We start from the raw sequence: 19,146 nt of genomic DNA, 5'->3' as shown, positions 1-19,146 counted from the left end.
GAAATCCCTTACTTCGCTTCATCAAAATCCCTGTATCATGAATATTGTCATCACCGGTGCATCCAAAGGTTTTGGAAGAGCGATTGCAGAAACATTTGCCGTGCAGGGGCACGATCTTTTCCTCTGCAGCCGTAATCCCGCAGCTCTCTACAAAACCCTGGAAGCGTTGCAGCTGCATTATCCTGAACGAAGCATCAAAGCCATGCCTGCCGATCTGAGCGAGAAATCGCAGGCGGAAGCATTCGGCAAATGGGTGCTTGGTTATGGTGTTCCGGTGGATGTACTTGTGAACAATGCAGGATTGTTCGAGCCCGGCAGCGTGCACAACGAGCCGGAAGGCTTACTGGAAAGAATGATGGCTGTGAATCTTTATAGTGCTTATCATCTAACCCGGACACTGATCCCTTCCATGATAGAACGCAAACAGGGACATATCTTCAATATGTGTTCCATCGCTTCCCTTCATGCTTATCCGAATGGTGGTGCATACAGTATCAGCAAATATGCATTGGCAGGATTCAGCCGTAATCTCCGGGAAGAAATGAAACCTCATGGCATTAAAGTAACCACTGTATATCCCGGTGCCGCCTATACGAATTCCTGGGCTGGCAGTGGCATCGATCCGGAGCGCATCATGACCGCACAGGATATTGCCGCCATGATCCATGCCGCTTCACAGTTGAGCCCTCAGGCCTGTGTGGAAGATATCATCATGCGGCCGCAGCTGGGCGACCTGTAATTACCGCGTGCGCAAGGCTTCGAGAATGATCTCTTTTCTTCTTCTTGAAATATCTACCTGTGAACGGTCGCTGAGCGTGAGCGTTCCATTCTGCGTATAATTCACAACATGCACTTTATTGATGAGATGTGATTTGTGGATACGAAGGAACCCATGATCATTCAGGATGTCCTCATATTCCTTCAATGTTTTGGAGATGAGCAAAGGCTTGCGATTGCTGAAATGGAACCAGGTGTAATTGATTTCCCCTTCGAGGCGGATGATCTCTTCGGGATTGAAGAAATATGTTCCTTCACTTGTGGGCAGGGCTAATTTGAAATCCTTCCTGTCTTTGGCCCCGATATTATTGAGGAGATTCTGGTACTGCGATTGCTGGCTGAGTGCTACTACCGTCCTTGCCATGAAGCGGTCAACTGATTGTCTGAGCTCATCGCCATCGATGGGCTTCATCAGGTAATCCAGCGCACTGAACCGTAATGCCTCGATGGCATATTTGTGATGGGCAGTAGTGAAGATGATATTGAACTGGATCTCGGGCAGTTTCTTCAATAGCTCAAATCCGTTCATGGCCGGCATCTGGATATCCAGAAATACCAGCTGGGGTTTGAAGCTTTTGATGAGCTGAATGGCTTTGACCGGATCGTTGCTTGTTTTGATCTGACTGATCTCAGGAACGTAGCGTTCCAGCATCAACTTTAGTGTGTTGACGGCAGCGGGCTCATCGTCTATGATAATTGCTTTTATCACGTGCCGAAGTTAAGGATTTTGTTTTTCCACCTGCATTATCCACCGATGAAAACGCGAAGCGTTACAGTAGTTCCTGCTGCTGTTCCATCCGGATGCAATCTGTCTGTTATGGAGGCTTCAAAAGGTTGCTGGTACTGTTGTTGTAAAATGCGCAGCCGTTCATTCACCAGCAGTAATCCTTTCGATTCATGTGAACACTCTTTTCTGTTTTGAGCTGCTGCTACGCGGCCAATGCCATTGTCCTGCACCATACAGAGTAAAAGATGATCTCCTTCAGGTTGAAAGGAAATCTGCACCTGCCTGTTTTCTTTCCTGGGCATCAGCCCATGCCAGATAGCGTTTTCCACAAAGGGTTGCAGCAGCATGGGGGGAATACGGATCTCGTTGGCATCGATTTCATCGTCCACCTCGATGGAAAATTCAAAATCCCCCTGGAAGCGGAGTTGTTCCAGTTGCAGGTAGAGTTGCAGCATTTCGATCTCTTTTTCGAGTGTGATGAGATGTTGATCGCAGTGGTGCAGGATATCGCGCTGCAATTTTGAAAAGCGCGCCAGGTAGCGGTTGGCTTCATCGGCATTGCCCTGCAGGATGAATTGTTGAATGCTGTTGAGGGCATTGAAGATGAAATGCGGGTTCATCTGTGCGCGCAGTGCCGTGAGCTGATAGGTAGCAAGATCAGCATGGAGCTGGATCAGCTCTATTTCCCTTTCCCGCATCATGTCCTCTGCATGCATCTTCTCGATGCGATGCGCCAGCATACTGGCGATGGTGGTCAGCACCTGCAGGTGTTTGGCTGTATAGAAATTCTTTTCCGAATGTTCACTATCTATCACCCCGATCACTTTTCGGTTGCTGATCACCGGTACTGCCAGCTCGCTGAGGCGCTGGGCATCGTCAACAATATACCTGGCATCCAGGGAAGTGTCAGGAATGATCTCGGCCATTCCTGATAATGCCACACTGCCTACAATGCCATTGCCCACGGGAATTTCAATAGGGTCCACAATCACATTGAATGCGGTTGTCTTGGGGCCGCAGGCTGCTTTCTGATGGAGTATTTGTGTTTGATGATCGATGAGATAGATCACTGCATCTTCAAAACCGAGCCGGGCGATGCAGTTGCGGCATACGTCCCAGAGCATGGCATCAACCTGTGTTTGTCCGCTCATGGAAGTGGCGAAATAATTGATGATCTGTTCTATTTCCAGCTGGTATTGAAAATTGGCGGCGCGCAGTTGTTGCAGTGCAGTTTTCTGGGCTTCTTTGTCGCGGATATTCTTTTCGCGGTAAAGGATGAAAACGGCCAGTAAGACCAGCAGTAGTATGAAGGCCAGTATTAATACAGATGCGTTGACCAGGGGTATCAATTTAGATAATGGAAGTTACAATTTAAAAAGGAGAGGCCATCTCTTTTGAAGAGACGGCCCCTTTTGCTTAGGCCCGTTCTTATTTCCGGTTGTTGAAAGGATTTATCCTTTGCTCATTTCGAAGCGGAGGCGGTATTTGCCGCCATCGCCGGCCAGCTCGATATTCTTCACCTGGATGGCGGTGCTTACCTTCTGCAATGCATCGGAAGCGAACCTTACTTCGGTAACACCGATGAGGTCATCGCTGCTGGGGATGCCTGTTACGGTAACGCCGGTGAGAATGTCGCGCATGTCTTTCTTCAGCTTAGTCACCATGGTGCTGCGGCTCATTCCTGCGTTGGCATAGGAAGTGATGGCTGCAAACATTTGTGCATGTGTGCCTGCGCGGATGCCGCCGGCCTGTGCATCGTCATTTTCCATGAGTGCGGCGATGAAGATGGCGTCGTCCTGGTTCGATAATTCTTCTGCGCTGCCGCTGATGCCCCAGAAATTGGCGGGAGGCAGGATTTTGATCGGAGGCCCGAACTGAACGCGATTGGTGGTAACGAGGTCACCTTCATCAACATTCGACCAGGGACCGTACATCACCGTATGTGCTGTGGGTATTACTACCAGCCCGCCTACTTTCTGCAGTTTAGCGGCAAATACCAATACATAGGGTTCGTCGGAAGCACTGGGTTCTGAGGTTTCGTCGAGGCAGCGCATCTTGGTGAGCGCGATCTTTACTTTTGCCATGATAGGAAGTTTTAATGGTTAAAGAAGTAAGGCATATTTACATCACAGAGGTACGATGTTTGTGTTGCTGTATCCTTTTGCAGTTATTGAACGGCCATGTTTGCTTATTTTCTGGCAAATTCACCACTCATCCTTTTAACCGGCATTTAACGTGAAAACTTCTACCTTACGAATGCTTCAGTTTCTAAATTTGCTATCACCGAAATGAACACCAGAGTCTTATATTCCCTTTTTCTGCTCGTTTGTTGTTTTGCCGGCAGTGGCCTGCAGGCGCAGCAGTTTGCACAGCGCAGCCATGCCGATATGCAGGACCTGGAACCTGATGTGGAAGCGGCTTCTGTTATTCAGCCGGGAGAGTTCATTGAAGAAAAGATCAGAAAGGGATTGCTGATCCGGGTGGAAGTAAGTAAAACCAGTTGTGTGGTGGGTGAGCCATTGAAAGTTGTGTACAAAATGTATTCGAGGCTTAATACCAATTCGCAGGTGATGAAACGCCCGTCCTTCACAGGTTTCAGTGTAATGGAAATGGTGGATACCTATGATGGAAGACCCGTGGTGGAGAAGATCAATGGCGTTCCCTACTATGTGAACCTCATCCGTAAAGTGCAGTTGTTCCCTTTGCAGGAAGGAAAATTCGAGCTGGATGCTGCAGAAGTGGAGAGCATCGTACATTTTGTGCGGGTGAATATCGGCGAAGCGCCTTCAGTGCTCGACCATAAAGTAACCCTTCGTTCCGAACCGGTGATCATCGAGGTGAAGCCACTGCCATTGAAAGGGCAGCCGGATCATTATTCCGGTGCGGTAGGAAAATATACCGTGAAGATGAAGGGTCCGGATACGGCTATCCATCAGGGTGAGCTGGTCAAAGTGCGGATACTGGTAGAAGGATCCGGAAACATCAACCTGCTGACGCCTCCTGAGATCAACTGGCCTGAAGGTGTTGATACGGCCGATCCGGTGGTTAGAGAGATGGTGGATAAATACACTTTCCCACTCAGTGGCAGCAAGGTATTCGAGTATTCCTTCGCTGCACCGGATACGGGGAATATCGTGATCCCAGCCGCCAGTCTTGTTTATTTCGATCCACAATCACAACAATACAAAGAAGCGGTGAGCGCCCCGCTTGCGTTGACAGTAAATCCTGGTGAATCTGCAGAAACGCAGCAGTTGCGGGCGAATGCCATGAAGCAGGTAGATAATGGCGGCATTCCCAAACATCTTTATTGGTTTGGACTGGTGGTGCTGATCATTGTGAGCTGGCTGGTATTTCAGTTCAGTCAGCTTCGCAAAAAGAAATCGGTGGAACCGAAAATACACCTGCCTGCTAAAGTTGAGATACCTGTTCCGGAGGAACAACTGGCTACTGCCAGGGAAAGTCTGCAGACCGGTAACATGAAACTCTTCTATCACGAGATACAACATGTGCTTTGGAATATGGCGGCGATCCGCTGCGAGATCCCTCCATCCCTGCTCAACAAACAAAATGTTGCGGCGAGACTGGCGATGCAGGGCGTGAATGATTCATTGGTACAGCAACTGCTTCACCTGCTCAATACCTGCGAATGGGCGCTCTATGTGCCCGGGCATGAGCAAAGCGATCCACGCAATCTGCTGGACGAAACGCGTCTGGTGCTGGAAGGATTGCAACCTAAAGCCTGATCTATTCCGTGTATTTGTAACCTACGCCGCGAACAGAGTGGAAGTACTGCGGATTGCGGCTGTCTTCTTCAAAATATTTCCTGAAGTTAAGAATGAAATTATCGATGGTGCGCGTGGTGGGGTAAACGTTATAGCCCCAAACTGTTTGCAGGATCTTTTCGCGGGGTACTACTTCGTTCTTGTTTTCTATCAGCAGTTTCAGCAGCATGGCTTCTTTCTTACTGAGCTGAATGCGTTCTCCCTTGCGGGTGACGGCTTCCTGTGCTTTGAAATCGAGCGTATTGCTGCCAAATACATATGTGTCTCCTACGGAATCCTTCTCCTGCATTTTCTTGTTCTTGTTGATCAGCTTCTGAACACGGAGCAGGAGTTCTTCCAGGTTAAAAGGTTTGGTGAGATAATCGTCCGCGCCTTTTTTAAGGCCGAGCACGCGGTCTGAGCTGGCATTCTTAGCGGAGAGTATGAGAATGGGCACTTCATTATTTTGGACCCGGATGGTTTCTGTAACGGTGATGCCATCCAGTTCCGGCAACATCACATCGAGGATGATAAGATCGAAATATTCTCCCTGCACTTTCTGAAGGGCTTCGCTGCCGGTGAAGGAGGAAGTAACTTCATAGCCTTCCAGTTCCAGGTTCAGCTTCAGTGCTTCGTGGAGATTTTCTTCATCTTCCACCAACAGTATGGATGTTTTTGTTGTGCTCATGCTTTTCAATTACAGGGTGAAACTCACGGTAAAGATACAACCGGTGGGCGTGTTATCTGTTACGCGGATGGTAGCGCGATGATCTTCCGCAATTTTCCGGCAAAGGAAGAGGCCGAGCCCTGTGCCTTTGGCAGTGCGGGTATTCTCGTTACCGATGCGATAAAACTTTTCGAACACTTTGTTCTTTTCATTATCCGGAATACCCGGGCCTTCATCAGCTACCTGTAAGACCAGGGTCTTTCCTTTTGTAAAGAGCCTGCATTCGATGGCCGCGGTCTTAGGTGAATACTTAACGGCATTCTCCACCAGATTGTTCACCAGTATCTGGAGGAGCAGGGGATCGCCGTTGAGCTCTGTATCTGCCTGGATATTGGTGATCCATTTCCGGGCCGGGAAGCGGTTGATGAAATCCTGTACGGCGGATTGAACCAGGCTGCTGAAATCGATCTCTTCCCTCGCGATTCGATAGCGGCCTCCTTCCAGTTGTGAGGATACCAGGATATTATTGGCGAGGGTATTGAGGCGATTGGTTTCTTCCAGCGTCATGGAGAGCAGCTTGTTCTTTTTCTGATCGTCCAGCTGGTGTTTGAGTAAAGTTTCCAGGTTGAGTTTGGCAACAGCGATGGGCGTTTTGAGCTCATGGGTAACGGCCATCATGAAATGTTGCTGCTGCTGCTGGAGTTTGATCTGTTTGCGTACGGCGCGATAAACGTAGAATGCTCCCAGAAGGGTCAGGACCAGGAAGGTGATCCCTTCTCCAAGGAACTGTGCAGATTTTCTTTTTCTTTCATCCTGTATCTTCTCGTATTTGCTGAGATAATCCGGATCATCCAGTATCAGTGCGCTGATCTTGTAGCTGGCCATCTGGTCTGATTGCTGGTTGAGTTCAAAAAACCAGAACACCAGTGCTGCTACAATATAGACCAGCAGGAACCAGTAGGCCAGGCTCGCCAGGAATAACCTGCTTTTACGGGATGCTTTCATTCATCATTTTGCTTTTTCGAGACGGATACCTGCATTCATTACATTTTCCAGCGGGTCTTCACGCATGATCTGCTGCAGTGTGAACTTGTATGTACCTGCCTGGAGGGGAACAGGTTGTTCGCCGGGAGTAATGCGTACGCGCTGTTCAAAAATATCATCCATACCGGAACCTAGCCATCCTTTATCATCGGTGGCGAGTTGAAGATCCAGTGGATGTGAACTGGTTTCACCCTTCGGGTTTTGAATGGTGGTGCTCACCCAGAGATTTTTGAACTTGTACGCATCTGTATGACGGATCACCACGTAAATATGGTACCGGCTTACAGTATCTTCCACGTTCACGGTGATCTCTGGTTTAAAGTCTTTGCTCCAGGCGTGGTTGGGGATGGCCACGTTCTTCTCAAATAGATCTGTTCTGATGGAGCAGGCATTCAAAAGAATGCCGGCCAGTAAGAACAACAGGATGCTGGTTGAGCCTTGTTTTTTCAAGGGGATTTTTTTACAAATATAAAATTACAATACGTTCAGTACCTGCTCCTTTGCTTTTTCCAATTCGTCCTTCATCTGTACAACAGCTTTCTGGATGGTGGAATCATAAGCTTTGGCTCCGGTGGTATTGATCTCACGTCCTACTTCCTGGAGGATGAAGGATAATTTTTTCCCTTTGCTTTCTTCAGCTTCTTCAAGGACCTGTTTGAAATATTCGCAATGGTTTTTGAGGCGGGTTTGTTCTTCACTGAGGTCTATCTTTTCAATATAATAGATCAGCTCCTGTTCCAGGCGGTTGGGATCGTAGTTTTCCTTTCCAACATTATCTTCGAGAACTTTCACCAGTCCTTCGCGGATCTTTTGTTTGCGGAGTGGTTCCAGTAGTGATACTTCCTGTTGCAGTCTTTCAATATTGGATATGCGGAGACGGAGATCCCCTTCCAGCATCTTACCTTCTTCCTGGCGGTGCTTGTTCAGTTCATTTACGGCGGAAAGGATCAGGGTTTTGAAAGACTCCCATTCTGCATCGGTAAGGGTATCGCTGGTGGGTGTAATTACTTCCGGCAGTTTGAGCAGGCTGCTGAGAATGCTGGAAGGATCCAGGTTAAGGTCTGTGGACAATTCAGCAATGGAACGGTAATAAGTTTTGGCGAGGGCGGTATTGATGCTGACTGGTTTTGAGCTGCCGCTTTCTTTGAGGCTGATGGTGCAGTCAACACTTCCGCGTCCCAGTTTTTCGGATAAGAGTGCCCTGATATCAAATTCAAAGGGTTTCAAAAACGCCGGCATTTTCAGGAACAGTTCAAACTGTTTTCCATTCAGCGATTTTATATCTACGAGAAAAGTTTTATCACCTATGGATTGCTCTGTTCTTCCAAATCCGGTCATTGATTTCAACATAAGTAACTTGATTTTACAGCAAGGTAACGAAATAGTCAATAGGCCTCACATTCAGCGGGCAATGCCTGCTCCTTTATAGAAAGTATTTCTGTCCAGCTCTTTCATTTCTCCGGGCAGTAAACCTTCGATGGTAAGGGAGCCGATTCGAAATCGTATAAGCCGCAATGTTGGGAATCCGGTTTTGGCTGTCATTCTGCGCACCTGCCTGTTCTTGCCTTCTGTAAGGGCGAGGCTGATCCAGCTGGTAGGAATATTTTGTCTGAAGCGGATAGGAGGATTTCGGTCTGGTACGCTGGGTGGTTCAGCAAAGGCGATGGCGCGGGCAGGTTTGGTCCGATGGAGCTTACCGTCGATGGAAATGGTAAGGCCGGTACTCAACTGTGAAATTGCTTCTTTCGTGATGGTCCCTTCCACCTGCACCCAGTATTCACGTTCATGTGCGAAGCTGGGATGAAGCGCCAGGTGATTCACCTGTTTATCGTTTGTGAGTAACAGTAACCCTTCACTATCATAATCCAGTCTTCCTACAGGATATACGTCAGACGGCACTTTGAAGTAATCGCGCAAAGATTGTTTGTCTTCGGTTGAGGTAAATTGTGAGAGTACCTGAAATGGTTTGTTGATGATGAAATATTGAAGCATAGTCAAAAAAAAATCTCCCGATGATTCGGGAGATTTATTATGTAGATGGGTTAGTAAGTACCGGGAAATAAATTTCCCTACACAATATTAAAAATAATTTTCTCTAAACTAAAAAAAATTCGAATAAATTTTATTCACATTTTTTTTAATACTGTGGAAAATGTAGTGGGGAGATCGGCAGTAAAAGATAAAACTGCACACATGTTTTGCAGTTGTTAATGTTAAACGCAGAAGCTGAACATAAAATTGTTGCTGTTGAAATAGAGATAACAACTGCATTCCGGAAACTGATGCAGATGCTTTCGTTCACAAAACGTATTGTACTTTTGCGCAAATTCCCGATATGAAATTTCCATCACCGGTATCATTGCAATGGATAGCTGATCTGATCGGCGCGAGGTTGGTTGGTAACACAACCGCACAGGCAACAGGCATCAATGAGATTCACAGGGTAGAACCAGGAGACCTGGTGTTTGTAGATCATCCCAAGTATTACGATAAATGTATCCGGTCTGCAGCATCCTTCATCATCATCAATAAAGAAACCAGCTTTCCTGCAGAGAAAGCATTGCTGATAACAGACAATCCCTTTGAGGCTTATCAGACCATCATCAAACATTTCCGTCCATTTGTTTCCTCCAATAAAGCTGTCAGCGATTCTGCCGTGATAGGCGAAGGAAGCTGGATAGCACCGAACGCGTATGTGGGCAACCATGTTACTATCGGGACCAATTGCCGCATACATCCCGGAGTAACCATTATGGACCATTGTGTGATCGGCAACAATGTGGTGATCCAGGCAGGAAGCGTAATAGGATCGGATGCTTTCTACTACAATACGAAGAAAGACCGGGAGGTATGGTATAAAAGAATGGAAAGTGGTGGAAGGGTAGTGATTGAAGATGATGTGGAGATCGGAGCGGCCTGTACTATCGACAGAGGTGTCAGTCATGATACCCTGATCGGTCGTGGCACCAAAATGGATAACCAGGTGCATATCGGCCACGATTCCGTTATCGGTCCCAATTGTTTGTTTGCTGCGCAGGTGGGTATTGCAGGTGCGGTAGAGATCGGTGCTGGCGTAATCCTCTGGGGGCAGGTGGGCGTGTCTAAAACACTCAGCATCGGAGACAATGCCGTTGTGCTGGCGCAGAGTGGTGTTCCTGCTTCACTGGAAGGCGGTAAGATTTATTTCGGAACGCCTACTGCGGATGCGATGGAAAAAAAGAAAGAGCTGATCTGGATAAAACGGATCCCCGAGATCTGGGCAAAGTTGAATGCGAAATAATTCATCTTTTCATAACTGACCGGCACTACAGGAATACGTTCGGAAATCGGACGATCACCTGGGTGCCGGTTGCATTTCCGTCTTCCTCCATATCTATCACGTCTACGGTTATGGGAATATCCTGTCTGCGATTGAGTGCGGCAATTCTTTCCGCCGTCAGTGTCATGCCTTTCGATTGGTACTCCACATGCATAAAGGATTTTAGTTCGGCTGCTTTCTTTCTTCCGATCCCATTGTCTTCAACTATGCATACCAGGGTATTTCCTCTTTTCCTGAAGATCACTCTTACGGATTTCACGCCGTCCTGACGATACCTGAGTCCATGACGGATGCTATTTTCCACATAAGGCTGCAGGATCATTGTTGGTATGAAAGTGTTGTCTGGATCGATGGCGGGATCCACTTCAATATCATAGATGAAGCTATGTCCGAAACGCATACTCTCCAGTTCCAGGTAACTGCTGAGATAGCGGGATTCACTTTCGATACTGATGGTAGATCGGCTGGAATTGTCCAGTGTCTGTCGGATCAGGTGTGCAAAGGATGTGAGGTATTCATTGGTCTTTTCAAAATTGTTCTGGAGCAGGAAATTCTGAATGGAGTTGAGGCAATTGAAGATGAAGTGCGGATTCATCTGTGAGCGCAGGGCCAGTTGTTCCAGCTCATTGATGCGGTTCTGGGTGGCGGATTTGTTCTGTTCCTGTCTGATCCGCCGGATGACCAACAACCAAACAATAGTTACCAGGATCAGCGCTACCAGCAATCGAAACCACCAGGTTCCCCAGAAAGCAGGTTTGATAATAAAAGGAACAGTAAGGGTATTGCTGTTTATGCCCGCTTTGTTTCTGGCAAACAATTCAAACGTGTAATCGCCGGGCGGCAATGAAACGAATTCAAGATTGGTATTGAGGGTAGAGTCCCAGGAAACTGACTGGCCTTTGAGCCGGTAATAGTAAGTGATGTTTTTAGGGGAATTGAAAGAAATGCCGGTATATTCGAATTTCAGGGAGTTTTCATTATGCTTTAATGTTTGCAGGCTATCTGGGTTCACTGTTTGCTTTCCTGCCTCCATACTCAGCAAGCGGAGTGAACAAAAAGAAGGTTTATGCAAACTGGAAGTATCAAAATAAGTGATCTTTCCTATTGTGCCGATATAGAGCGTTCCGCTGTCTGAAATGATGGAGTGAATATCGTTTGATGGTAATCCATCTTCAATTGTGTAATGTTGAACAGGGGCGGAGGTGAACGATCTGTCGATCCTGTTCAAACCTTTTTCCGTACCTACCCATACAAATTTATCGTCCAGGTGCAATGCTTTACAGTTGTTGCTGGTAAGACCATTGGAAGTGTTGAATTTTTGAATGATACTGTCATTCCTGAGGTGAACAACTCCATTACCGGTAGTACTCATCCAAATGCTTCCATCATCGGTTTTGAACATCCTGTTTACCAGCGCCTGCAGATCTGGATGAATATTTCCCATAGGTATTGCAGGGATTCCCGGAACAACTTTCAATAAGCCTCCCGGAGTGCCGATGTAGTAAGCGTTCCCTTGCTTAATGGCGCTATAGCTGCGATAAGGCCATATTGTATCCAGAATACTGAGAGTGTTGCTATTGATCAACAGCGTTGCCCTTCCTGTTGCAGCCAGTAAACTGTCTTTGCCCGCAACAGACAGGAATTTGTTTACATCGATCTTGCTGAATAATTGCTTACTGGTAGCCGGGTCATATTTAAGGATAAAATCATCGAATCCGAAAATCAGTCCATCAACACCTGGTTCTATCCAATGCAACCGGTTATTGGCGTCTTTGTTATTAGCCAACTGAATATAATGGTCGAAGTTTTCGCTCTTTTGCAGTTGTTTGTTTCTGATATTGAATAAATTTCCATAATCACTTCCTGCAAATAATGTGTTGCCGGATCTAAAGAATGAAAGTATGTCTGCTTTGGGTTGTTTTAAAAGGATGTTCTTAACAGATTTGGATGGTAATATCCATACTCCCTCGGCATGTGTACCGATCCAGATATTATTTTCCAGATCCCGGTAACAGCGGTTTGTGACTTTGCCAGGGAGTAAGTGGTCAGTTATCTTTCCAGTAACAGGATCGTTAAAGTATACCCCATTGTTTGTAGACTGATAAACAGTTAGCCGTTTTCCCTCTGGGGGTATGCTGATTCTTGGATGCTGAGGGGCTTTTTCAATAAAAGAAATATTATCACCCATATCAGTACTGTGGATAGTATATCTCTTAATATCCTGAACGTAAGTGGAATCCATCAGTTTCAACTTCCCATTAACCATATAGGATTTGCGCAAGTAGTTAGAGTGTTCGTCCCAATCGTGCGTCCATGCATGTTTCCACTTGCCATCAAAAAGGTAGGCTACGCTTCTCTTGCCGGAGGTGTCATAATAAAAAATGCGGAACTTGTCAGGGGGGCCATCGCCATCTATCGAACTATGTCTAAAGGTTGATTGAATCTGGCTATTGGATATTACCTGGTTATTATTCCTTAAGATAAATACCGCTTGCTCATTTTGTGAGCCATGACTGAGGAAGCCCATTTCGCCGTTCTTGTTTTCCGCCATATAGTATGGCATGGATGGGAAACGCATCTTACTGCAGGCGGAATCATTCCTGTAATTGTAGATCTTTCCTTTGTAATAATAGCAAATAGTGTTGTGCATCGAGATGATCCACGTCCTTCCTTTACTGTCGGAAAAAAGAATGATCACATCATTTGAGGGCAATCCTTCCTTTTGCGTGAAGGTGGTAAACTTCCTTCCATCGAATCTGACAAGTCCGGCATCTGTTGCCAGCCAGATGAATCCATCGATGTCCTGCTTTACATCGTAAATCGTATTGCTGGGCAAACCATCTGCAACAGTGTACTGGATATAATTGTAATCCTGCGCATTTGCTGTAACTACAGACAGAAGGAAGACCAGTAAATGCAGAATGCGCAACATAGTAATGAACGATCAAATGAATTTGGAAAGGAATTCGTCTTTCTTTCTTGTACTCACTTCAATGGCGCTCCCATCCTCCATTTCCACATATCCACCGCGGCCCCGATGATATTTCTTGATATAGTTATGATTGATGATATGCGAGTGGTGCACCCGGCTGAAATTACTCATGTCCAGCAAACTCTCGAACTCTTTCAATGGACGCGATACGACGGTTTTTGATTTGTCTTTCAGAAATATGAAAGTGTAATTATTGCTCGCTTCCAGTCTTACAAAATCATCTGTGTCCAAAAAGATCAATCCTTCAAAAGTAGGAAGGGCCAGTCTTTTGGAACTGCTTGGCGGCGACTTGAGATTGTACAGCAGGTTCTCGATGCGGGTGTTGATATTCTTGGAACTGATCTTCACTTCCGCTTTTGCCACAGCCGCCTGGAGCTCTTTGATGCTCACGGGCTTCAGCAAATAATCAAGTGCAGACAATTTGATGGCGTTGATGGCATAATTATCGAAAGCCGTTACGAAGATAACTTCAAAATTGATTTTTGATATACTGTTGAGCAGATCGAAAGCATTGCCGAATGGCATTTCAATATCGATAAAGATCAGGTCCGGATGGTGGAGGTTGATCAACTCTTTTGCGGTGTTGATATTGTTGGCTGTGGCTACAACAGCAACCACGGGGCAGTATCGGGACAGCATTTCATGGAGAGCTTCCACGCTGTTGTGCTCATCATCGATAATAATGCTTTTGATCATATGGCAGGATTGAGGTCAATGGTATTCGTAATCGTAAGGCAGCAGTTCCGCCAGCAGTTTCCAGGCCCAGTAGCCGGTGCTGATCACGGTTTGCTGATCGTAAAAATAACCGTTTTCTTCTATAACAAATCCGTCGGCTACGTCCAGCAGGGATACCTGTACGCGGATATTGTCCGGCAGCTTGTAGTCCTGCAGATAACGTTTGTCTGGATGCACATTCTTGTAAGTGATGCGATACCGGCCCTGCCATTTGATGAATACTTCACTGCTGTCTGCTTCGTAGAGCTCTTCAGAATAGATGTCTTTGATATAACTGCCTTTGGCGCTTTTGGGATCGTCTTCCATTTTCTCCACCACAAATCCTTCATCGAGCATGGTGCTGTCGAACAGGGTTCTCATGAAGTGCAGGCGGCTGCCAAGATAGGTCCGCGCCCTGTTCTTCCCGTACTGTGCACGCACTTCAGCGGTAGTATCGATCTCCATGAAGAGGGGATAGCCGGTATACTGACTGATATTGTTGTTGTAATCATAGCTGAAAGAATCCAGCTGGTAGCGGATATTATAACCCAGTGCTTCATTGGTGATGATAATATCTTCACGGGCTGTTACTTTCAACCTGTTCCTTTTTTTGAAGAAGTAGAATTTGAGGGCCTCGGGATTTTTGATCACGCATTGCGATGCATTGGGAGATGTTCCGATAAAATGATCGATAAAGAACTGGCCATAACGTGCAAGGCCATCTGGCAATTCAGTACTGGCCACTACCGCTACTTCCGCCAGTGATTTTTCTTCCTTCAGCAAAGCGATCTGCATAGTGTCCACCGGAGGCAGGTTATTGCTGATACGGATCACTTTCTTTTCATAGCCCATAAAAGAGATCACGAGATCGTATCCTCCATTGGGGAGGCGAAGAAAGAAGAGACCTTCTTTATTGGTGATGGTGCCCTGCGTGGTATTCTGGCAATAGGCGGATGCGCCCTGAAGAACCTGTTGTGTGGCGGAGTCCACTACTTTACCGAGTATGGTGAAATTCTTTTCCTGCGCCATGGATGTTATTTGCATCAGCAGCAGGATCAGGAAGGGGAGGAGCTTTTTCATAGTATCTGGTTTCAGGATTAGGGTAGTTGCTGTTTATAGCGCTTACAGGCTTTTTCGATGGTTTGGGTTAATGGAGTGAAGCTGAAGTCCGGTAAGGTATTCAGCAGTTTTGTGTTGTCGAAATAAGTTTTGCTTTGGGCCACACGCGCACTCTGTTTGGTGAGCAGTGGCTTTTTGCCGGTGAACTTCGATTTCAGTTTTTCCATTCGCCATGCGATCTTCATCAGAAATGGCGTAGCGTGTTTGGAAGGTCTTTTCTTACCGAAATTGTCTGCAATATTATTCATCAGCTGCCGGAAAGGAAGGTTCTCTCCGGATACGATGAAGCGTTCATTGCTGACGGGGCTTTTCATCAGCGCCACCGTTACTTTGGCTACGTCTTCCACATCCACAAATCCGTTCACACCTTCGGTATACCAGGGAAACTGGTTGTATACCGTTTTAAAGATCTCGCAGCTGCTGCTGTTCCAGTCGCCATAACCCAGGATGGTGCTGGGATTCAGGACCATCACTTCCATTCCTTCGCCCATGGCGCGCCACACTTCCATTTCCGCGAAGTATTTACTGATGGCGTAATGGGTGTTGGATTTGCTCTTTGTCCATTTTTTCTCTTCCGTAACTTTTGTTTCTTTGGCTGTTCTTCCGAGTGCGGCAACAGAACTAATGTACACAAAACGGCGCACATTTTTTTCCAGTGCGATATTCACCACATTTGCAGTGCCTTCGATATTGACTTTGAACAGTGTATGTTTCTTACCGGGGTCGAAAGAAACCACTGCGGCTGCATGGATCACGGTATCGATCCCTTCCATCGCGTCTTCCAGAGAAACCACATCCAGGATATCGCCTTCCACCCATTCCACTTTTTCAAAAATAGAAGATGGAATAAATGCAGGCAGACCGCGGCTGCGCTTCAGGGCGCGGACCTGGTAACCCTGTTGAACCAGTTCCTTTATGATGTAAGCGCCCAGGAAACCTGTACCGCCGGTGATGAGGATAGTAGACAATTGGATGTTTTTTTGTTGCTCTTCAGATGACTCAGTTGTATTGGTAGTAACCTTTCCCGCTTTTTCTTCCCAGCGCACCGCTCTTCACTTTTTCTTCCTGCAAGGGAGAAGGCCTGAGACGCAAAGGCTGGCCAAGCTGATCGTATACGGAACAGCTCACTGCATAATTGATATCATTGCCGATCAGGTCCATCAATTTGAATGGCCCCATTTTGAAACCGGTTGCTTCCAGGAGCGTGTCCATCGTTTCAATACTGCTCAGTTCTTTTTCTGCGAGGTACAGCGCTTCAAGGTAATAGGGGCGGGCCACATGGTTTACAATGAAGCCTGGTGCATCGTTACAGAGCACGGGTGTTTTTTGCAGTTCCTTCGTTAGCGACACTACTGCATCGATGGTGGCCTGGTTGGTGAGCGGTGTGGCTACCACTTCCACCAGTTTCATCAGCGGGGCAGGATTGAAGAAGTGCATGCCTGCAACCCTTTCCGGATGGACCACCTGTTTGGCAATATCCGTAACAGACAGGGAAGAGGTATTGGTTGCGAAGATGGTTTCGCTATGATTCACTTCCGCCAATTGATTGAACAGGCCCACTTTCACGGGCAGCTTTTCCACGATGGCTTCGATCACGATGTCTGCGATACAATCATTGATCTCACTGGTAAACCGGATATGATCCAGGATACTCTGTTGCTGTTCGGCGGTGAGCTTGTGCTTCTCCACCAATATCCGGAGATCTTTTTGCAGGGCAGTATTGGCCTGCTGAAGCACGTCTTTGTTTACATCGAATAGGATCGTATGAAATCCATATCGGGCAGCAACCTGGGCAATGCCCCGGCCCATTGTACCAGCTCCGCACACGCAAACAGTTTGAATCATGATCGTCTGTTGAATTGAATGAATCACCATTGAAATTTGGCGGGATAAAAGTAGTGAAAAGAGCGGGTATACAATTTCATAGTAGTAATTTAGTGTTCGCATAAACCGTTATTGTGAACAGAATAGACCGCCTTCACGCCATTCTTACCCATTTGCAGAGCAAGAGAAGGGTAACAGCCCAGGAGATCGCCGACCGGTTCAATATCAGTCTGCGCACCGTTTACCGCGATGTGAAAGCGCTGGACGAAAGCGGCGTTCCCGTGATCGGTGAAGCCGGCAGCGGTTATACCATCATGGAAGGCTATCGTCTGCCGCCGGTAATGTTCAGCCAGCAGGAAGCCAATGCCCTGCTGCTGGGAGGCAAGCTGGCAGAAAAGCTTACTGACGGATCGATCCGACAGCATTTTGAAGCGGCGCTCTTCAAGATCAAAGCTGTGCTGCGTTCTACCGATAAAGAGAACCTCGATAATCTCAATAACCATATCGAAGTGCTGAGGTTCCGGGGACCATCAGACGAAAATGCTGATTCCCATCTGACCGCCCTGCAACAGTCGATTGCAGAAAGACGTGTCATTTACATTCGTTATCATTCCGGGGGTAAAGAGGAATTATCGGAGCGCATGGTGGAACCCATCGGCCTCTGGTACTACAGCATGTACTGGCACCTGATCGGTTGGTGCCGGTTGCGCAAAGGCTACCGTGATTTCCGCGTGAGCCGTATTCAGCGACTGCAATTGAAAGATGAAACCTTCGATGGTTCTGTACATCCCACCCTTCATGGATATATCGACTCGATGAAAAAAGATAAAAGTGAACTGAATGAAGCAGTGGTGACCATGCAGAACGAATTCATCAGGTATATCCGCGAAAGCCGCTACTACTACGGCTTTGTGAAGGATGAGGCAGCAGGTGATAATTGCACCCGCATGTATTTCATGACGGGCCATATGGAATATTTCGCAAGATGGTTGCTCACTTTCACCAATGCTGTAAAAGTGGAATCACCACAGTTGCTCAAAGATACCATGGCATCTTTTTCAAAAGAACTTCATCAGCATTACGCTGGTTAATCTTAATCAATACTTCCCATGTCATATTGCAGTGTTATCGAAAGAATGTCGGGAGATAAACAGGCATTACACAAGAACTACCACGATCATCATTACGGATTTCCTATTCATGACGATAATGAACTTTTCGGGCGGCTGATCATGGAGATCAACCAGGCCGGGCTGAGCTGGGAAACCATTCTGAAAAAAGAAGCCTCCTTCCGCAAAGCCTACCACAATTTCAATGTGAAGAAAGTGGCAGCTTACACAGAGAAAGACAGGGAGCGCTTACTACAGGATGCAGGCATTATCAGGAACCGTCTCAAGATCAATGCCGCCATCGAGAATGCAAAGACCATTCTCGCCCTGCAAAAAGAATTCGGATCCTTCGAACAATGGCTGGAACATCATCATCCCAAAACAAAGGAAGAATGGGTGAAGCTTTTCAAGAAGACCTTCCGCTTTACCGGCGGAGAGATCGTGAACGAATTCCTCATGAGCACCGGCTACCTGCGCGGGGCGCATGCGGACAATTGCCCGGTCCAAAAGAAGGTGCTGAAAAGCAAACCCATGTGGGCAAAGAAATGATCCCGGCCCTTTCCTGATTTTTATTTTCCTGCTACTGACATAGGGCTGTCACTACCCCATAGTTCTTTTGTAGAAACAAATACAGAGCGCTATGGAAATCAAGACGCATCCCCCGGTGACTGTTTTGTACAGTTCCCACCAGACAACCCTGAACACATTGCACCAATATGTTGGAACGGTCCTCCAGGACCTGCTCGCAGAAGCGGCCAATCAGAAAGCGCTGATCAGCGGGCCGGTCTATTGGGTCTATCATGGTTCCGATGGAAAACCCGATACAGAATTCACATTGGAGATCGCATTGCCTGTGCAGGGAATGTCAACCTCCGGAAAGTTCGGCGTTAAGCAATTACCTCCCTTCAAAGCGCTGGTGCATGAACATGTAGGCGCCTGGGAAGACCTGCCCTCTGTATACGGCCAGTTACTGAAATTCATAGACGACAGAAAGATCGCCATCAATGATGAATGCCGCGAGATCTACGTCAATATCGATTTCCAGGACCCGCGCAACAATATCACCACCGTGCAGATGGGAGTTTTATAGACG

19 protein-coding genes are annotated in these 19,146 nt (G+C 47.0%); 6 read left to right on the top strand and 13 right to left on the bottom strand.

Features of this window, described 5'->3' with window-relative positions; genetic code table 11:
- Positions 1 to 37: 37 nt before the first annotated feature.
- Positions 38 to 739 (top strand): SDR family oxidoreductase, encoded by a 702-nt coding sequence (locus FSB84_RS05370; protein WP_130542537.1) that lies wholly within the window; start codon positions 38 to 40, stop codon positions 737 to 739.
- Here FSB84_RS05370 and FSB84_RS05365 read toward each other — a convergent pair whose 3' ends face one another.
- From FSB84_RS05365 to FSB84_RS05355, 3 genes are all read right to left on the bottom strand, one after another.
- Entirely contained in the window at positions 740 to 1,486 is a 747-nt protein-coding gene (locus tag FSB84_RS05365) for a LytR/AlgR family response regulator transcription factor (protein WP_130542538.1), read from the bottom strand.
- 35 nt (positions 1,487 to 1,521) lie between these two features.
- Positions 1,522 to 2,853: a histidine kinase gene (locus tag FSB84_RS05360; protein ID WP_130542539.1), complete on the bottom strand. Its 1,332-nt coding sequence runs from the start codon at positions 2,851 to 2,853 to the stop codon at positions 1,522 to 1,524.
- Positions 2,854 to 2,955: 102 nt separating this feature from the next.
- A complete protein-coding gene (locus FSB84_RS05355; protein WP_130542540.1) occupies positions 2,956 to 3,588 on the bottom strand; it encodes a hypothetical protein in 633 nt (210 codons plus the stop codon).
- A gap of 204 nt (positions 3,589 to 3,792) precedes the next feature.
- Here FSB84_RS05355 and FSB84_RS05350 point away from each other — a divergent pair, with 204 nt between their 5' ends.
- A complete protein-coding gene (locus FSB84_RS05350; RefSeq protein WP_130542541.1) occupies positions 3,793 to 5,247 on the top strand; it encodes a BatD family protein in 1,455 nt (484 codons plus the stop codon).
- A 1-nt stretch (position 5,248) separates the two neighbouring features.
- Here the strand turns inward: FSB84_RS05350 and FSB84_RS05345 are convergent, their stop codons facing one another.
- From FSB84_RS05345 to FSB84_RS05325, 5 genes are read right to left on the bottom strand one after another with little or no spacing between them, the layout of a single operon-like run.
- Positions 5,249 to 5,953 (bottom strand): response regulator transcription factor, encoded by a 705-nt coding sequence (locus FSB84_RS05345; protein WP_130542542.1) that lies wholly within the window; start codon positions 5,951 to 5,953, stop codon positions 5,249 to 5,251.
- Positions 5,954 to 5,962: 9 nt separating this feature from the next.
- Entirely contained in the window at positions 5,963 to 6,937 is a 975-nt protein-coding gene (locus FSB84_RS05340; RefSeq protein WP_130542543.1) for a sensor histidine kinase, read from the bottom strand.
- 3 nt (positions 6,938 to 6,940) lie between these two features.
- Complete coding sequence (locus tag FSB84_RS05335) at positions 6,941 to 7,426, bottom strand: gliding motility lipoprotein GldH (RefSeq protein WP_158643786.1); 486 nt, start codon at positions 7,424 to 7,426, stop codon at positions 6,941 to 6,943.
- Between the two features lie 24 nt (positions 7,427 to 7,450).
- The gene (locus tag FSB84_RS05330) at positions 7,451 to 8,326 is read right to left on the bottom strand and encodes a YicC/YloC family endoribonuclease (RefSeq protein WP_130542545.1); all 876 of its coding nucleotides are present in this window, start codon (positions 8,324 to 8,326) and stop codon (positions 7,451 to 7,453) included.
- Between the two features lie 51 nt (positions 8,327 to 8,377).
- Positions 8,378 to 8,968: a pseudouridine synthase gene (locus tag FSB84_RS05325; RefSeq protein WP_130542546.1), complete on the bottom strand. Its 591-nt coding sequence runs from the start codon at positions 8,966 to 8,968 to the stop codon at positions 8,378 to 8,380.
- A 343-nt stretch (positions 8,969 to 9,311) separates the two neighbouring features.
- Between FSB84_RS05325 and FSB84_RS05320 the strand changes: the two genes are divergently transcribed.
- Positions 9,312 to 10,256 carry a UDP-3-O-(3-hydroxymyristoyl)glucosamine N-acyltransferase gene (locus FSB84_RS05320; RefSeq protein ID WP_130542547.1) on the top strand — a complete coding sequence of 315 codons (945 nt, stop codon included), beginning with the start codon at positions 9,312 to 9,314 and terminating at the stop codon, positions 10,254 to 10,256.
- Between the two features lie 25 nt (positions 10,257 to 10,281).
- Here FSB84_RS05320 and FSB84_RS05315 read toward each other — a convergent pair whose 3' ends face one another.
- From FSB84_RS05315 to FSB84_RS05295, 5 genes are read right to left on the bottom strand one after another with little or no spacing between them, the layout of a single operon-like run.
- Positions 10,282 to 13,227 (bottom strand): sensor histidine kinase, encoded by a 2,946-nt coding sequence (locus FSB84_RS05315; protein ID WP_130542548.1) that lies wholly within the window; start codon positions 13,225 to 13,227, stop codon positions 10,282 to 10,284.
- 12 nt (positions 13,228 to 13,239) lie between these two features.
- Positions 13,240 to 13,983: a LytR/AlgR family response regulator transcription factor gene (locus tag FSB84_RS05310; protein ID WP_130542549.1), complete on the bottom strand. Its 744-nt coding sequence runs from the start codon at positions 13,981 to 13,983 to the stop codon at positions 13,240 to 13,242.
- A gap of 15 nt (positions 13,984 to 13,998) precedes the next feature.
- On the bottom strand, positions 13,999 to 15,081 hold the full coding sequence (locus FSB84_RS05305; RefSeq protein WP_130542550.1) for a carboxypeptidase-like regulatory domain-containing protein: 1,083 nt from the start codon (positions 15,079 to 15,081) through the stop codon (positions 13,999 to 14,001).
- Positions 15,082 to 15,098: 17 nt separating this feature from the next.
- A complete protein-coding gene (locus FSB84_RS05300; RefSeq protein WP_130542551.1) occupies positions 15,099 to 16,088 on the bottom strand; it encodes an NAD-dependent epimerase/dehydratase family protein in 990 nt (329 codons plus the stop codon).
- A 31-nt stretch (positions 16,089 to 16,119) separates the two neighbouring features.
- Positions 16,120 to 16,965 (bottom strand): 3-hydroxyacyl-CoA dehydrogenase family protein, encoded by an 846-nt coding sequence (locus FSB84_RS05295; RefSeq protein WP_225979981.1) that lies wholly within the window; start codon positions 16,963 to 16,965, stop codon positions 16,120 to 16,122.
- Between the two features lie 113 nt (positions 16,966 to 17,078).
- On the opposite strand from FSB84_RS05295, the gene FSB84_RS05290 reads away from it, so the two are divergent.
- The 3 genes from FSB84_RS05290 (at position 17,079) to FSB84_RS05280 (ending at position 19,143) form a co-directional block, all read left to right on the top strand.
- Positions 17,079 to 18,035: a helix-turn-helix transcriptional regulator gene (locus FSB84_RS05290; RefSeq protein WP_130542553.1), complete on the top strand. Its 957-nt coding sequence runs from the start codon at positions 17,079 to 17,081 to the stop codon at positions 18,033 to 18,035.
- Positions 18,036 to 18,053: 18 nt separating this feature from the next.
- A complete protein-coding gene (locus tag FSB84_RS05285; RefSeq protein WP_130542554.1) occupies positions 18,054 to 18,602 on the top strand; it encodes a DNA-3-methyladenine glycosylase I in 549 nt (182 codons plus the stop codon).
- A gap of 91 nt (positions 18,603 to 18,693) precedes the next feature.
- Entirely contained in the window at positions 18,694 to 19,143 is a 450-nt protein-coding gene (locus tag FSB84_RS05280; protein WP_130542555.1) for a GyrI-like domain-containing protein, read from the top strand.
- Positions 19,144 to 19,146: the final 3 nt, after the last annotated feature.

This window comes from Pseudobacter ginsenosidimutans (genome assembly GCF_007970185.1).
In the GTDB taxonomy this organism is placed as follows: Bacteria; Bacteroidota; Bacteroidia; order Chitinophagales; family Chitinophagaceae; genus Pseudobacter; species Pseudobacter ginsenosidimutans.
The sequence above is the reverse complement of the archived record's forward strand: the minus strand, read 5'-3'. Positions and strand labels throughout refer to the sequence as shown.

What these genes read in the sequence shown, in the direction of transcription:
- FSB84_RS05295 (WP_225979981.1), bottom strand. Translation starts at nt 16,965, where the DNA reads ATGATTCAAACTGTTTGCGTGTGCGGAGCTGGTACAATGGGCCGGGGC.
- FSB84_RS05345 (WP_130542542.1), bottom strand. Translation starts at nt 5,953, where the DNA reads ATGAGCACAACAAAAACATCCATACTGTTGGTGGAAGATGAAGAAAAT.
- FSB84_RS05370 (WP_130542537.1), top strand. Translation starts at nt 38, where the DNA reads ATGAATATTGTCATCACCGGTGCATCCAAAGGTTTTGGAAGAGCGATT.
- FSB84_RS05280 (WP_130542555.1), top strand. Translation starts at nt 18,694, where the DNA reads ATGGAAATCAAGACGCATCCCCCGGTGACTGTTTTGTACAGTTCCCAC.
- FSB84_RS05340 (WP_130542543.1), bottom strand. Translation starts at nt 6,937, where the DNA reads ATGAAAGCATCCCGTAAAAGCAGGTTATTCCTGGCGAGCCTGGCCTAC.
- FSB84_RS05320 (WP_130542547.1), top strand. Translation starts at nt 9,312, where the DNA reads ATGAAATTTCCATCACCGGTATCATTGCAATGGATAGCTGATCTGATC.
- FSB84_RS05355 (WP_130542540.1), bottom strand. Translation starts at nt 3,588, where the DNA reads ATGGCAAAAGTAAAGATCGCGCTCACCAAGATGCGCTGCCTCGACGAA.
- FSB84_RS05315 (WP_130542548.1), bottom strand. Translation starts at nt 13,227, where the DNA reads ATGTTGCGCATTCTGCATTTACTGGTCTTCCTTCTGTCTGTAGTTACA.
- FSB84_RS05350 (WP_130542541.1), top strand. Translation starts at nt 3,793, where the DNA reads ATGAACACCAGAGTCTTATATTCCCTTTTTCTGCTCGTTTGTTGTTTT.
- FSB84_RS05330 (WP_130542545.1), bottom strand. Translation starts at nt 8,326, where the DNA reads ATGTTGAAATCAATGACCGGATTTGGAAGAACAGAGCAATCCATAGGT.
- FSB84_RS05305 (WP_130542550.1), bottom strand. Translation starts at nt 15,081, where the DNA reads ATGAAAAAGCTCCTCCCCTTCCTGATCCTGCTGCTGATGCAAATAACA.
- FSB84_RS05325 (WP_130542546.1), bottom strand. Translation starts at nt 8,968, where the DNA reads ATGCTTCAATATTTCATCATCAACAAACCATTTCAGGTACTCTCACAA.
- FSB84_RS05285 (WP_130542554.1), top strand. Translation starts at nt 18,054, where the DNA reads ATGTCATATTGCAGTGTTATCGAAAGAATGTCGGGAGATAAACAGGCA.
- FSB84_RS05310 (WP_130542549.1), bottom strand. Translation starts at nt 13,983, where the DNA reads ATGATCAAAAGCATTATTATCGATGATGAGCACAACAGCGTGGAAGCT.